Source organism: Sphingomonas sp. G5 (assembly GCF_052660795.1).
In genome coordinates, this window is sequence record NZ_CP109660.1 from 31,095 (window position 1) to 45,807 (window position 14,713).

The 14,713-nt window shown below is 70.0% G+C and carries 13 protein-coding genes; 7 read left to right on the forward strand and 6 right to left on the reverse strand.

Going from position 1 to position 14,713, the window contains the following annotated elements:
• Positions 1–42: 42 nt before the first annotated feature.
• The 5 genes from NE358_RS00175 to NE358_RS00195 all read right to left on the reverse strand — a co-directional run bounded on the left by NE358_RS00175 (position 43) and on the right by NE358_RS00195 (position 6,231).
• A complete protein-coding gene (locus NE358_RS00175) occupies positions 43–2,106 on the reverse strand; it encodes a bifunctional lysylphosphatidylglycerol flippase/synthetase MprF (RefSeq protein WP_289940294.1) in 2,064 nt (687 codons plus the stop codon).
• Positions 2,107–2,158: 52 nt separating this feature from the next.
• Complete coding sequence (locus tag NE358_RS00180) at positions 2,159–3,352, reverse strand: hypothetical protein (RefSeq protein ID WP_289940296.1); 1,194 nt, start codon at positions 3,350–3,352, stop codon at positions 2,159–2,161.
• Positions 3,345–4,049 carry an HAD hydrolase-like protein gene (locus tag NE358_RS00185; RefSeq protein ID WP_289940298.1) on the reverse strand — a complete coding sequence of 235 codons (705 nt, stop codon included), beginning with the start codon at positions 4,047–4,049 and terminating at the stop codon, positions 3,345–3,347. The genes NE358_RS00180 and NE358_RS00185 overlap by 8 nt, the downstream gene beginning before the upstream one ends.
• Before the next feature lie 43 nt (positions 4,050–4,092).
• Positions 4,093–4,788: an endonuclease NucS gene (nucS, locus tag NE358_RS00190; RefSeq protein WP_103208530.1), complete on the reverse strand. Its 696-nt coding sequence runs from the start codon at positions 4,786–4,788 to the stop codon at positions 4,093–4,095.
• Positions 4,789–4,989: 201 nt separating this feature from the next.
• Positions 4,990–6,231, reverse strand: coding sequence for an MFS transporter (locus NE358_RS00195; protein ID WP_289940302.1), 1,242 nt, complete (start codon positions 6,229–6,231; stop codon positions 4,990–4,992).
• A 77-nt stretch (positions 6,232–6,308) separates the two neighbouring features.
• Between NE358_RS00195 and NE358_RS00200 the strand changes: the two genes are divergently transcribed.
• The 7 genes from NE358_RS00200 to mnhG all read left to right on the forward strand — a co-directional run bounded on the left by NE358_RS00200 (position 6,309) and on the right by mnhG (position 13,788).
• Positions 6,309–7,358, forward strand: a complete 1,050-nt coding sequence (locus tag NE358_RS00200; protein ID WP_141377026.1) for a substrate-binding domain-containing protein — start codon at positions 6,309–6,311, stop codon at positions 7,356–7,358.
• A 96-nt stretch (positions 7,359–7,454) separates the two neighbouring features.
• Positions 7,455–10,382: a Na+/H+ antiporter subunit A gene (locus NE358_RS00205; protein WP_103207374.1), complete on the forward strand. Its 2,928-nt coding sequence runs from the start codon at positions 7,455–7,457 to the stop codon at positions 10,380–10,382.
• The gene (locus NE358_RS00210) at positions 10,379–10,984 is read left to right on the forward strand and encodes a Na(+)/H(+) antiporter subunit C (protein WP_289940309.1); all 606 of its coding nucleotides are present in this window, start codon (positions 10,379–10,381) and stop codon (positions 10,982–10,984) included. The genes NE358_RS00205 and NE358_RS00210 overlap by 4 nt, the downstream gene beginning before the upstream one ends.
• Positions 10,981–12,537, forward strand: coding sequence for a Na+/H+ antiporter subunit D (locus NE358_RS00215; protein WP_115916378.1), 1,557 nt, complete (start codon positions 10,981–10,983; stop codon positions 12,535–12,537). Before NE358_RS00210 ends, NE358_RS00215 begins: the two co-directional genes overlap by 4 nt.
• Positions 12,534–13,148, forward strand: coding sequence for a Na+/H+ antiporter subunit E (locus NE358_RS00220; RefSeq protein ID WP_289940314.1), 615 nt, complete (start codon positions 12,534–12,536; stop codon positions 13,146–13,148). Before NE358_RS00215 ends, NE358_RS00220 begins: the two co-directional genes overlap by 4 nt.
• On the forward strand, positions 13,145–13,411 hold the full coding sequence (locus tag NE358_RS00225) for an MrpF/PhaF family protein (RefSeq protein ID WP_103207366.1): 267 nt from the start codon (positions 13,145–13,147) through the stop codon (positions 13,409–13,411). Before NE358_RS00220 ends, NE358_RS00225 begins: the two co-directional genes overlap by 4 nt.
• Entirely contained in the window at positions 13,408–13,788 is a 381-nt protein-coding gene (gene mnhG, locus NE358_RS00230) for a monovalent cation/H(+) antiporter subunit G (RefSeq protein ID WP_289940319.1), read from the forward strand. The genes NE358_RS00225 and mnhG overlap by 4 nt, the downstream gene beginning before the upstream one ends.
• Before the next feature lie 416 nt (positions 13,789–14,204).
• Here the strand turns inward: mnhG and NE358_RS00235 are convergent, their stop codons facing one another.
• Complete coding sequence (locus NE358_RS00235) at positions 14,205–14,711, reverse strand: SRPBCC family protein (RefSeq protein ID WP_103207360.1); 507 nt, start codon at positions 14,709–14,711, stop codon at positions 14,205–14,207.
• Positions 14,712–14,713 lie beyond the last annotated feature (2 nt).

Below are 14,713 nucleotides of genomic sequence, written 5' to 3' on the forward strand. Positions count from 1 at the left end.
TCCGGCCCCGGTCGTGCGCGTTCCGCGTGTCGGCCGGGGCCTTCAGTGTTCGTGACGCACGAGGTCGACGCCCGCGGCGGCGAACTGCCCCAGCGTCGCGTGCGGAAGGAACGCCCGCGTCAGGGCGGCACCGATGCGCGTGAGATCGGCCTCGTCGCGGTAGAGCAGGTACATCGTCTCGTAGCGCGGGTGGAACTTCTGCTTGAACCGGTGCAGCGAGGCGAAGCCGTAGACGGGCTCGAGCATCGCGGCCGTGCGGTCCTGCAGGTTGGCGATCGCGCCGGCATCCGCCGGATACTCGTGCGCCAAGGGAGCGCCGGACAGGGACATGATCTGGGCTCCCTCGGCCGAGAACTGGCGGGCGGACGCACCGATGAGGTACTCCATCACGGGACCGAAGCCGCCGTCGCGGCGGCGCATCAGGTCGAGTGTCCAGCCGCGGATCCCGCCCTCGCCGTAGATCGGCAGCCACGACAGGAATCCGTCGACGTCACCCTGCGGAGAGACCGCCAGAGCGATCCGTACCTCGGGGTCGGCCGCCTCGTGCAGGGTGCCGAGGGTGAAGCCCATCTCGGGCAGTCCCTTGTCGCCCACCCAGCTCTCGGAGATCGCACGCAGCTGCTGACGTACGCCCCACGTCTCGTCGGCGAGGGTCGAGAGGCGGAAGGTCATGCCCTCGCGCTCGCCGCGATTGAGCGACGTGCGCACGGCACCCCATGCCTTGCCGGTGAACTGGAGTCCGGGAAGGTCGACCACCGTGTCGTCGGCGACGACGATGCGACGCCAGCCGCTCGGCACCGCGCCGGCCGTGGCCTCGCCCGCACTGAAGAAGCACGGGGCGAGTCCGGCGGCTTCGGCGGCGTCGACGAAGGAGCGGACGGTCTGAGCGCGCGTGCCGACGGGACCGAGGGGATCTCCGAGAGCCAGAGCGACGCCGGAGCGACGCTGGTAGGCGACGATGCCCCGGCCGAAGCGCGCGTACGACATGCCGTCCCACGTCGTCATCCAGGACAGCGTGCCGCCGCCGGTCGAGTGCAGTTCTGTCTTCACCTCGGCGACCGACGGAGCGGGGGAGTCGCCGAGCGCCGCGCGCGGACGGGCGCGGAAGGCCGCCCGCACGAGGAAGAAGTAGACGGATGCCACGAGCCACAGCGCCGAGGAGGCCAGGACGCTGGTGAAGTCGGCATCCAGATCCGCTTCGATCTGGGTGAGACCCTCCAGGAGCAGTACGCCGAAGAGCAGAAGAACCAACAGGAGGTTCAGCGCGCTGTAGAGCATCACCACGACCCAGGCCCACCGTCGACCGCGGCGGAGGGCTGTGGCGACCACGAGGACGACGAGCGTATTGACCGCGACGTCGACCCACGAGCCCGAGGCCGCCGCCGATGAACCGAAGGGGCCGGTCATCGGGGCGAGATAGCCCAGGATCTCGAACGCGCCGAGGGCGCACAGCACCACGAACGCGATGAGGCGCTGCTCGCGCACGCTCACGCGCTGCGGGCGCAGTGACCGGTCCACGCCCAGCACGAGGGCGACGGCGAGAACGCGCTCGAGGTCGGGAAGCGAGCCGTAGTAGAGGAACGTGACCGCGAGGCCCGCGATCAGGACCGTCCACGCGCGCAGGCGCCACGGAGACGGCAGGAGGGCCAGCGCCGCCGCGAGGCACGCGAAGACGCCGCCCGAGGGGCCCACATCGAGGGCCATCGCCTGCTGCTGGGCCCACGGCCAGGGGAGCAGCGCAGCGACCCAGAGGAAGAGCGACGCGGCGAAGATCGAGAAGAGCTGGCCCACGGCGAAATACGCCGTCGCGACGCGGGTGCCGCGGCGGAGCTCGAGATACGCCATCCCGACGAGGGTCGGGATACCGAGCAGGTAGAGCCACGGCGCGCTGATCACGAACGTGCCGGTGATGAGCGTCCACCACCGACCGGCCTCGAGGGCGGGGAGACCGTACGCGAGCGAGTCGTAGGCAGCGGAGACCGTGAACGGCTGCCAGAGGGCGCCCGTCGCGACGCCGACGACGATCAGGATGCCGACCAGGATGAGCGTGGCAGGAAGGCGTCGAGCGAGCTGCGTCGCCCGTCGGAGCATCGTGTTCTCCCCCATGCCGCTCACGATAGGGCACGCGAGTTCCCGAGACGCAGACCGCGGTCGGTCGTCAGATCGGCCGTGCGACCGCGTGCCAGGCGGCTCGGGCATGGGCCAGGGCCTGTTCGGCATCGGTGGCCGCGCGTGCAGCGGCGAGCTGACGGCGGGCTCGCTCGAGCTGGAGGCGGTCGGCGATGGGAGCGTCGGAGTCGCGCGCGTCCGCCACGGCCAGGGCTGCTCGGGCGCAAGCGAGAGTACCGGGCAGGGCCGCGCGCGCGGCTTCGAGGCGTTGCCGCGGGGTCATCGCGTCACTCAGCGTCTGATCTCGCCGCTCCCGCACCCGGGCCACGATCGCGATGGCACGCCGGGGTCGCTGGGCGGCAACGGCCGCCGCGGCTTCGAGGTCTCGAGCGGCGGTGCGCAGGTGCTCGGCGGCGTCGGGTGCGGCCTCCGTCGGACGGAGGGCCGCCACCTCGGTCGCCGCCTCGATCTCGGCTCGTGCGGCCGCGACCTCGGCCGCCGCGTTCTCGGCGGCCTGCAGGGCGATGCGGTGCGCGTCTTCGACGGCGCGCACCTGGCGTTCGGCGCGGGCGAGTGCCGCGGTGGCGTCGAAGAGGTCGCGGCCGTCCGGCTCGGAGGCGGCGCGCTGGAGCGCGAGATCCGCGTCGCGGAGGGCATCGGATGCCGCTCGCCCGGCCGTCTCGGCATCGTCGCGGTCTTCGGGAGCGAAACGGTCGCGGAGGACGGCGAGGAGCTGCTCGGGGTCTCCGGTCGTCTCGAGCACCTCGTCGCGGCGTCGGCGTGCGGCGGCGAGGAGCTCGGGCCCGGTGCGGTGCGTGCGCGCCCACTCGTCGAGCTGCCTGCGGGTACGAGCGACGCGCTCCAACTGGCCGTCGAGCTGCGTGCCCAGCCGTCGCGCCTCGTCGCGCCGCCGCGCCGCGAGACCGGTGTCGTCCTGGAGGCGGGAGACCTCGGCGAACGCGCGGTCGCGCGCGCGGAGGGCAGCGGCGCGTGCGCGACGGAGCTCGGTCGGTTCGTCGATGACATCTACCGCGTCGGCCGCCCGGAACGCAAGATCGAGCTCGTTGACGGCGTCGTCGAGGCGGAGAAGGGCGTCGGCGGAGTCGCTCACGGATCGCGAGGCCGCGGCGCGGGCGCGCGGCGAACGGCGCGAGAGTCGCACCGCGATGGCGATCGCGGCGACGAGGAGCGCCACGCCCAGGAGAGCGATCGCCGCGGGGACGACCCAGCCGAGGTCAGACACCGACGGAGACGTCCGGACCCGACGAGTCGTCGATCAGCAGGAGAGCACGCAGTTCATCGACGTCGTCGACGGCGGCCTGGGCGCCGTCCGCCTCGTGGGGCCAGCTGAAGCCCCACCGGACGAAGATCACCGGCACCGCGGCATCCGCCCCTCCCTCGACGTCGTGGTGTCGATCACCGACGAGCACGGGGCGAGAGGTATCCGCTCCGGCGGCGTCGAGGCGACGCAGAGCCTCGCGCACCACGTCGGCCTTGGTGCTCAGGGTGCGCTCGTCGAGGGTGGCGCCGACCATGGCCTCGAGCGACGGCGCGAGGCCGAAGTGGTCCATGAGGGCGACCACCTGCACCTCGGGCTTGGAGCTCGCCGTCGACTGGGGGATGCCCGCCGCGTGCAGGTCGTGCACCAGCTGCTCGACGCCCGGGTACAAGCGCGCACTCACCGTGTAGCCCTCGCTCTTGTTCAGTCCGCGGTAGAACGTCACGGCGTCGGTGGCCTGTTCGGGTGTCATCCCCACGTTCACCTGGAACGACTCGAACATGGGCGGACCGATCCAGCGCGACAGTTCGCCACGCACCGGGGGCGTGCGCCCGAAGTGCTCGAGCGTGATCGTCAACCGGCGGAGGATGCCCTCCGATGCGTCGACGAGGGTGCCGTCGACGTCCCACAAGACGCAGGAAAAGGGAGAGCGTGCAGACATGCGTCCACGCTACCGGCGCCGCCGGCGCGCGGCGCTCGCCGTGTCAGAAGAGCCGCGGGGCGCCGGACTGCACGCCCTTCATCTCGTCGTAGTCGAGCACGAGACACCGGATGCCGCGGTCGGTGGCGAGAACGCGCGCCTGAGGCTTGATCTCTTGCGCGGCGTAGACGCCCGTGACCGGGGCGAGCAGGGGGTCGCGGTTCAACAGCTCGAGGTAGCGCGTGAGCTGCTCGACACCGTCGATGTCGCCGCGACGCTTGACCTCGATCGCGACGGTGCCGTGGCCGTCGTCGTTGCGCAGCAGCAGATCGACCGGACCGATCGCGGTGGGGTACTCACGGCGCACGAGCGTGAGGTTCTCACCCACCACCGACACCTGCTCGGCGAGCAGGCGCTGCAGGTCGGCCTCGACGCCGTCCTTGATGAGCCCGGGGTCGAGGCCCAGGTCGTGGGCGGTGTCGTGCATGACCTCGTGGATGCGCACCAGCAGTGCGTCGCCGCTCTTCGCGTGCGTCACGCGCCAGCGCTCGATGACGCCGTCTTCGATGTCGGCCTCGTCGGGCTGCTCGAGGGTGAGCGAGCACGGCGGGCTCATCCAGTTCAGCGGCGCGTGTTGGACGTCCCGATGGAACGCGACCGTACCGTCGGCCTTGACCATGATCAGTCGGGTCGCGAGGGGGAGGTGTGTCTTGAGACGACCGGTGTAGTCGACGGAGCAACGAGCAATGACGAGGCGCACGACTCCATTGTCGCAACTCGAGACGATGGTCACACCGCCGTGGAGAGAGACCGTGCCGTGGCTGCGGTGCGCCGCCGCCACGGGTAGGTCGTCCGACGGGTCGCATCACCCCGAGTGTTCCGCACCTCTGTCGCGACGGCGAGATGCGCGTCGAGGCGGCCGGAGTCATCGACGCAGCAGCGGCCGCTGGGGCCGCGTCGCCTAATCGCGTCGCGCGGGCTCGGCGGCCCGCTCGTTCTCGACGGCGAGGGGCTTGGCTGCACCCGAGAAGAGACCGGATGCCACGATCAGCCCGACGACGATGAGCAGCGTGTTGAGCAGGCCGATGTGGTCGCCGATCCACCCGAGGATCGGCGGTCCGCACAGGAACGCCACGTAACCGATGGTCGCGGCGGCGGCGACACGGGAAGCGGCCTTGGCGGGGTCGTCGGCGGCGGCCGACATGCCGATCGGGAAGCCGAGCGAGGCACCGAGGCCCCACAGGGCCGCACCCACGAAGACGAGGGGCCCGTAGGGCGCGAGGATGAACAGCAACAGACCCGCGGCGGCGGTGCCGGCGAGCACGCGCAGCACCAGCACGCGGCCGAGGCGGTCGACGACCGGCCCCCCGGCGATGCGGCCGACGGTCATGGCGACCGAGAACACCGCGAGCACGGCCGGCCCCGCCTCTTCGGGGGCACTGTGGCCGTAGACCACGGCCGAGGGGAGCCAGTCGTTGGCGCTGCCCTCGGCGAACGCCATGCCCAGCATGATCACGCCGAGCGTGTAGGTGCGCGGCTCGCGCCAGGCCTGCAACGAGACGGCGAGACGCTCGCGCCAGTGGGCGCGCTCCTCGGCGGCGGGGGCGTCCATCGCGATCTCGGCCCGCGGCACGTTGGCCACCGAGACGAAGGCCACCACCATGATGACCACGCCCATCGCCACGCTGTGCGCGACCACGGGGATGCCGAGGCTGACGGCGACGAAGCCCAGACCTGCGCCGATGACGGTGCCGAAGCTGAAGAAGGCGTGCAGGAGCGGCATGATCGTGCGTCCGGTGGCCTTCTCGAGCGCCGCCCCCTCGACGTTCATCATCACGTCGACCGCGCCGTTGCCGAAGCCGAACAGCGCGAGTCCGACCAGGGCCACCGCGAAGAACTGCAGGGAGTCGGCGCCGAAGCCGATGATCATGAGGCCGATGCCCACGAGCAGGAGGGCGACGAGCATGCCGGTGCGCGCTCCGATGCGGGCCATGACGGCGGGCGCGATCGAGAGACCGATGATGGATGCCACGCCCATACCCAGCAGCAGGAGTCCGACGCCGGAGTTCTCGATGCCGAGCGACTCGCGGATCGCGGGTACCCGCGATGCCCACGTCGAGATGCTCAGTCCGCTCGCGAGGAAGATGGCGCAGATCGCGATGTGCCAGCGGATGAGCTGGGACCGGGTGAGCGTCGAGTGCATGCCGCCACTGTACCGAATCGATTCGACGTGTATCGAATCGATTCGGCGGAGCGCCCGTCGCCGGGTACGATCGGCCCGTGAGCACCCGTCGCGCCACCATCAGCGACGTCGCCCGAGAGGCCGGCGTCTCGGCGTCGACCGCCTCCGTCGTCTTCAGCGGCAAGACGCCCACCTCGCAGGCCACCCGGGAGCGCGTCCTGGCCGCCGCCGAGCGGCTGGGCTACACCGGTCCCGATCCCCGCGCGGCTTCCCTGCGTCGCGGTCGTTCCGGCATCGTCGGCGTGGTCTTCGATCAGCACCTCGGCACCGCCTTCCTCGACCCGGTCACCACGCACATGATGGACGGCCTGGCCGACGGTGTCTCCCGCCTCGGCGCGGCGCTGCTGCTCCTGCGCGACGACGGCGAGACGGTCAGCGAACCTTCGCTGCACACCGCGCCCATCGACGCCGCCGTGCTGATCGGCTGCAGCCCCCGCATGCGCGAGTCCCTCGAGATCGTGCGGGCTCGCGGCATCCCGGTCGTCGTGGTCGAAGGCGACGCGGGCGAGGGCGTTCCCCAGGTACTGCTCGACAACGCCGAGGCGCAACGCGCAGCCGCTCGTCACCTCGCCGCACTCGGACATCGCGACGTCGTGATCGTCACGCTTCCCACCGACACCGCCCGCCGCCGCGGCTGGATCGCCGGCGACGCGGTGGTGCGGGTCGATGTCACGGCCGATCGCCTCGCCGGAGCCCGCGAGGTGTTCCCCGCCGCTCCCGCTGTGGCGGCGGCCACCAGCTCGATCGACGAGGGCACCATCGCCGGGCGCGCCATCTTCGCCGACCCCGATCGCCGCCCGACGGCGGTGATCGCGCAGAGCGACCTGCTCGCTGCGGGCGTCATCCGCGCCGCCGAAGAAGCGGGATTGCACGTTCCGAACGATGTGAGCGTGACGGGTTTCGACGGCGTCGTCGTCGACGGGTTGGCCCCGCACGTGTTGACCACCCTGGTCCAACCCGCCACGGCGAAAGGGCGTGCCGCCGGAGAGGCGGTCGCGGCGATGCTCGAGGACTCCACACCCTCGGGGCTCGACCTGCGGTGCACCTTCCGCGAGGGAACGACCACCGCTCCGCCGCGTACCACATGAGTCGGCGGGGTGCTGGGACTCTCATGCTCCGCATAGAATAGTGAGGACACCCCGAGAGCCCGGGCACCCGCCCGTCGACCCCGAGGAGGCCCGACCGTGCTGATCTTCCTCGGCGCCTTCGCGGCCGTGCCCCTTCTTCTGCCGTGGCTCGTCTCACGCATCGGCGCCCGGGCGTTCTACATCGCCGCCGTGCTTCCGGCCCTGGCTTTCGCCCACGCGATCGTGCAGGCCCCCGCCGTCTTCGCAGGCGACATTCCCTTCGAGGAATACAGGTGGATCCCCGCCCTGAACGTTTCGCTGTCGATGCGCATGGACGTCCTCGGGTGGCTGCTGACCCTCGTCGTCACGGGTGTCGGCGCCCTCGTCATGCTCTACTGCCGCTGGTACTTCCGCGGCAAGACGCAGGGGGTCGGCCAGTTCTCGGCGGTCCTGCTCGGCTTCGCGGGCGCGATGTACGGCCTCGTGCTCACCGACGACCTGGTCGTGCTGGTCATGCTCTGGGAAGCCACGAGCGTGCTGTCGTACCTGCTCATCGGCTACTACCACAGCCGCTCCGCGAGTCGTCGAGCGGCGCTGCAGGCTCTGCTGGTCACGACCCTCGGCGGACTCGTCATGCTCATCGGCGTGGTGCTGCTGGTGGTGCAGTCGGGAACCTCCAGCCTGTCGGCGATCCTCGCCGACCCGCCCACCGGCCCGGTCGTCGACATCGCCGTGCTGCTGCTGCTCGTCGGAGCGCTGAGCAAGTCCGCGATCTTCCCGTTCCACTTCTGGCTCCCCGGCGCCATGGCCGCGCCCACCCCGGTCAGCGCGTACCTCCACGCTGCGGCCATGGTGAAAGCCGGCATCTACCTGATCGCCCGCCTCGCCCCCGGCTTCGCCGACACCCCGTTCTGGCGACCGACCCTCATCGCGCTCGGGGTCTTCACCATGTTGCTCGGTGGCTTCCAGGCGCTGCGCGAACGCGACCTCAAGCGCATCCTCGCCTTCGGCACGGTCAGCCAGCTGGGCTTTCTCACGGTGATGCTGGGATACGGAACGAGAGATGCCGCTCTCGCCGGCGTCGCGCTCCTGCTCAGCCACGCCCTGTTCAAGTCGTGCCTCTTCCTCGTCGTCGGCGTGATCGACCGGCAGCTGAACACGCGAGACATCGGCCAGCTCTCCGGCCTCGGTCGCCAGGCGCCCGTCATGGCCACGGCGTCGTTCATCGCGATCTTCTCGATGGCGGGAGTGATCCCCACGCTCGGGTTCGTGGCGAAAGAGACGGCGCTGACCGCTCTGCTGCACGAAGCCGAGGGGGGCGCGGTGTGGGGGATCGTCGCCCTGATCGGCATCGTTCTGGGCTCGGCGCTCACGGCGGCGTACGGCATCCGCTTCCTCTGGGGTGCGTACTGGACGAAGCGCGACGTCGAGACGACCGAGTGGCCCGACCCTCCCATCGGCTTCCTGTCGGCTCCCGTGCTTCTGTCGGCGACCACGCTGGCCCTGGGGTTCCTCGCGCCGATCGTCGACCACTGGCTCGCTCCCTACGCCGACGGGCTCCCCGAGGCGACGGCCGGGGTCGATTCGCCCGAGTATCCGTATCACCTCGCCCTCTGGCACGGGCTCGAGCCGGCGCTGTTCATCTCGCTCGGCACCCTGGCTCTGGGCGCGGGAGTGTTCTGGGTCGTGCGCAAAACCCAGCTCCACAAGCGTCCGCGCGTACTGCCCTTCACGGCCAACGACGCCTACAACGGCACCCTCCGCGCGATCGACCACACGTCGGAGTGGGTGACCGGCCGTTTCCAGCGCGGTTCGCTGCCGTTCTACGTCGGAACGATCTTCGTCGTTCTCGTCGTCGCCGAGGGCACTGCTCTCCTCGCATCGAACGAGTGGCGCGCTCAGCTCGATGCCTGGCAGTCGCCCGCGCAGCTCATCTCGGCGCCGATCATGATCGCGGCGGGCATCCTGGCCGTCCGTGCGCGCAAGCGTTACACGGGCGTCGCGCTCGTCTCGGTGACGGGGCTCGGCATGGTGGTGCTCTTCGCGACCAGCGGTGCCCCCGATCTCGCGCTCACCCAGGTGCTCATCGAAACCGTGACGCTCGTGGTGTTCGCTCTGGTCCTGCGGCGTCTGCCCGCGCGGATGGGCGAGCAGAACGAGTCGGTCGCCCCGATCGCACGCGCTGTCCTGGGCGCCGGCGTCGGCCTCACGATGGCTCTCGTCGCGATCGTCGCCACCGGTGCGCGGCAGGATCTGCCGGTCTCGCTCGAATGGCCGCCGCTGGCCTACGAGATCGGCCACGGCCGCAACGTCGTGAACGTCGCGTTGGTCGACCTTCGCGGGTGGGACACGATGGGCGAGCTGTCGGTGCTCGTGCTCGCCGCCACCGGCGTCGCCTCGCTCGTGTTCATCACCAACCGCAGTGACAACCTCGCGCGCCGCTCGGGCACCGCCCGCAGCCGCGTGGGTCTGGGGCGACGTCGGCCCCTCATCGAGACCGACAGCGGTGTGCGCGCGCAGCGAGTCGGCGAGACCGGCGCCCCGCGGGCCTGGCTGATCTCGGGCTCGAAGGTACAGCCCGAGAACCGCTCGATCCTGCTCGAGATCATCATCCGGGTGCTCTTCCACTCGATCATGATCGTGTCGCTGTACCTGCTCTTCGCCGGTCACAACCTGCCCGGTGGCGGCTTCGCCGGCGGCCTGGTCGCCGGCATGGGCCTGGTGATGCGCTACATCGCCGGCGGTCGCTGGGAGCTGGGTGCCGCAGCGCCCACCGACGCCGGCCGCCTGCTCGGCGCGGGCATGGCGATCGCCGTGCTGTGCGCCCTGGTGCCGATGGTGTTCGGTTTCGCACCGCTGCAGAGCTTCACGTTCGAGGGAGAGCTGCCGATCATCGGGCATTGGGAGTTCGTCACCAGCACGATCTTCGACGTCGGCGTCTACCTGGTCGTCATCGGGCTCGTGCTCGATGTGCTCCGCAGCCTCGGTGCCGAGGTCGACCGGCAGTCGCAGCATCCGGAAGATGCGGAGATGGCACCCTCATGACCATCTCCCTCGTTCTCGTCATCGTCATGGCCGTGCTCTTCGCGTGCGGCGTGTACGCCATGCTCGAGCGCAGCCTTACCCGCGTGCTCATCGGCTTCCTCCTGCTGGGCAACGCCGCGAATCTGCTGCTGCTCATCGTCATGGGCGCGCCCGGTCGGGCCCCGTTCTACGACGGGGGGCAGACGGATGCCGCGGACATGTCCGACGCTCTGCCCCAGGCCCTGACGCTCACCGCGATCGTCATCACCTTCGGTATCTCGGCGTTCCTCCTGGCTCTGATCTACCGGTCCTGGCAGCTCGGTCAGGCGGACACGGTCATCGACGACGCCGACGACGTGGCGCTGCGCTCTCGTACGGCCGACGAGCCCGAAGACGCGATGGACGAGGAAGCCCGCTCCGACGACGACGACGTCACCACCGACTTCGTCGGAGACGTCGCCTCGCCCATCCGCGTGCTGCATCAGGGCGATCTCTCGCAACTCGTCGACGACGCCCCAGTCGATCGCGTCGCCGTCTCCCGCGACACCGCGCCCTCGGGCGAAGATGCGCGCGGCGACGACGACAACGCCTCCCGTGACCCCGAGGACGGTGATCGCTCGTGAGCGCCCTCGTGCCCCTGCTCGTCGGCATTCCGCTCATCGGTGCCGCGATCAACCTCATCTTCGGACGACGCAAGAAGACGCAGATCGTCGTGTCGGTCGCCTCCCTCGCGGCCGTCCTCGTGCTGGGTGCGGTCCTGCTCGTCACCGTCGACACGAGCGGGCCCATCGCGGTGGCGATCGCCGCGTGGGACATCCCGTTCGGCATCGTGCTCTACGTCGACGTGCTCGCGGCCCTGCTGGTGGTCGTCACGAGCATCGTCCTCCTCGCGGTCCTGCTGTTCTCGATCGGCCAGGGCGCGGCCGACAACGACGAGGACACCCCGGTCTCGATCTTCTACCCGGCGTACCTCATCCTCGGCGCGGGCATCTTCAACGCCTTCATCGCCGGAGACCTGTTCAACCTGTACGTCGGTTTCGAGATCCTTCTCGTCGCCTCGTACGTGCTCATCACCCTGGGCGGCACCGAGTCGCGCATCCGCACCGGCGTCGTCTACATCGTCGTGTCGCTGGTGTCGTCGATCCTCTTCCTCGCCGCGATCGCGATGGTCTACGGCGCGCTCGGCACGGTCAACATGGTCCAGATCAGCGAGCGGATGTCGCTGCTGCCCCAGGACACGCAGACGATCCTGCACCTCATGCTGCTGCTCGCCTTCGCGATCAAGGCGGCGGTCTTCCCGCTGTCGTTCTGGCTGCCCGACTCGTACCCGACGGCTCCCGCGCCGGTGACGGCGGTGTTCGCGGGCTTGCTGACCAAGGTCGGCGTCTACGCGATCATCCGCACCGAGACACAGCTGTTCGTCGACAACGACCTCAACTTCCTGCTGATGATGGTCGCGCTGTCGACGATGATCGTCGGCATCCTGGGGGCGGTCGCGCAGGCCGAGCTCAAGCGCATCCTGTCGTTCACGCTGGTGAGCCACATCGGGTACATGATCTTCGGTCTGGCGATCAACACGCCGCTCGCGGTGGGGGCCACGATCTACTACATCGTCCACCACATCATCGTGCAGACGACGCTGTTCCTCGCGGTGGGCCTCATCGAGCGCCGGGCGGGGAGTACCTCGATCCTGAAGGTGAAGGGCCTGATGCGCGCGGCGCCCCTGCTGGCGGTGCTCTACTTCATCCCGGCAATCAACCTGGGTGGCCTGCCTCCGTTCTCGGGCTTCATCGGCAAGTACGCGCTGTTCGACGCCGCGGCTCAGGTGGGAACACCCGTGATGATGGTCCTGATCGTCGGCGGTATCGTGACCTCGATCCTCACGCTGTACGCGCTCATGCGCGCGTGGAACCTCTCGTTCTGGCGCGAAGACGACGACTCGGCCGAGACGACCGAGCGCATCGCCTACCTCGGCAACGCGCCCGCCGCCGCCATCTCGACCGAGCGGCGCACGACGCCGAAGATCATGACGCTCGCCACCGTCGGCATGGTGGCCGTCACCGTGTCGCTGACCGTGTTCGCCGGACCGCTGCTCGACATGTGCTTGCGGGCGGGCGTCGACATCACCGACGGGGTCAGCCTCGTCCAGGTCCAGGAACAGGCGGGTCAAAGATGAACCCGTCCCGCCGTTCGCAGGTGTCGCTCTTCCTGCACCAGCTTCCGTTCCTGGTCTGGCTGGTCGCGCTGTGGATGCTGCTGTGGGGCCAGTTCACCTGGCTCGCCTTCCTCACGGGTCTCGTCATGGCGGTCTTCGTCACCCGCGTCTTCCGGCTGCCCCCGGTCGAGCTCTCGGGTCGCATCAACCTCTGGTACGGCCTGGTCTTCGTCGTGACCTTCCTCGGCGCCGTGATCAAGGGATCCCTGATCGTCGCGTGGCAGGTCCTGGACGTCCGACGTCAGCCCGGCGCGGCGATCATCGCCGTGCCTCTGCGCGTGGACGATGACGTGATCATGGCGCATACTGCGGTGACGGCATCCCTCATTCCCGGCTCTCTCATCGTCGACGTCGACCGCGACAACCGCACGCTGTTCCTCCACACCATCGGGGTGCGCAGCGACGCGGATGCCGAACATCAGCGCCGCGTCGTGCTCGGGTGGGAGGCCCGCATCACGCGTGCCGTCGGTTCGAAGGAAGAGCTCCAGGAGCTTCGGGCCAAGATCGCCGAGTCGGACGCCGACGCGCTCCACGGTGCCGAAACGCCGCGCGACGGGAGGACCCTGCTATGAACATCCTCGTCGTGGTCATCCTCGTCGTCTTCGCCGTCGCCGCGGTGCTGGCGCTCATCCGCCTCGTGATCGGTCCGTCGATCCTCGACCGCGCGGTCGCCGCGGATGTTCTGCTGACCGAGGTGCTCTGCATCCTGGGCGCCGACATGGTCATCAATCACCACACGCGCTCGCTGCCCGCGATGCTCATCATCGCGGCCGTCGGAGTGTTCGGCTCGATCGCCGTGGCCCGGTTCGTCGCGCGGAAGGAGAACCCGCGATGACCCTCGAACCGGTGCTCGACACCGTCGCCCTCGTGCTCGTGCTGATCGGCGCCGTGCTCTGCCTCACGGCGACGATGGGACTGCTGCGCTGGCGCGACGTCCCCACGCGCCTGCACGCGGCGACGAAGCCGCAGGTTCTGGGCGTGCTGCTCATCGTCATCGCCGTCGCGCTGTCGTTGCGCACGTGGGAGGTGGTCGCCTTCGGCATCCCGATCGTGCTCATCCAGTTCGCCACGGCGCCGCTGGCCGCGCACATGGTCGGGCGAGCGGCCTACCGCAACCGCACGACCGACGAAGAGGGCCTGTACATCGACGAGCTGCGGCACCGCACGGAGCAGCCCGGCTCGACCGGCGCGGAGACGCGGCCGGAGAGCTGAGCCGGCGCCGCGTCGCCGCTCGCGCCCCCGCCCCCGCCCCCGCTCGGCGCTGCCTCTGCCCGCTGCTGCGTCCGCTGGCCGTTGCGAGTGCTGGTCGCTGTGACTGCTGGCTACCGCGACTGCTGGCCGCTGGGAGTGCTGGCCGCTGCGTCCGCTGGCCGCCGCGACTGCTGCCTCCGCTGGCCGCTGCGACTGCTGAATGCTGCTGCTGCTGCTGCCGCTACCGCTGCTGCCGCTACCGCTGCTGCCGCTGCTGCCGCTACCGCTGCTGGCCGTTGCTGGCCGCCGCGACTGCTCACCGCCGCGACCGCTGGCCGTTGCGACCGCTCACCGCTGCGATAAACGCTCTCCCTAGCGAGACACGCCGTGAGGCAGCGTGTCTCGCTAGAAAGAGCGTTTATGGAGGGGCGGTCGGGTCAGCTGCCGGCTTCGCCGAGGTCATCCGGATCGGTCTTCCGGTGCTGCGGTTCGCGCGCTTCGCGTTTCTCTCGCCGCCCTTCGGCGAGGAAAGCCAGACGGTTGAGGCACTCGTGGTTGCGCGCGACGAGCAGAGGCTTCCACAGCAGCGACGGCAGCAGAGCCGCCGCTCCCGACACGGGCTCCTCGGCGATGGTGACGGCGGTGCCGAGTTCATGCGGCCGGGCGTCGATACGGATGACGCCGCGGCCCAGGATGCCGGCCTCGGGCCGCAACCGCATTCGGCGCGGAGGGTCCCACTCGACGATCTTGGTCTCGTCGTGGATCATGACGGGCCAGATGCCCAGGGAATGATGGATCTGCGACCCCTCCTGGGGCCATTGCTCGTCGACATCGCGCATGCGCGCCGCCCCCACCACCCAGATGGGATAGAGCCAACCGTCGGAGAGAACCGCGAACAGGTCGTCGGGCGTGCAGCGCATGAGGCGGGTGTTGCGGGCGGCCATGG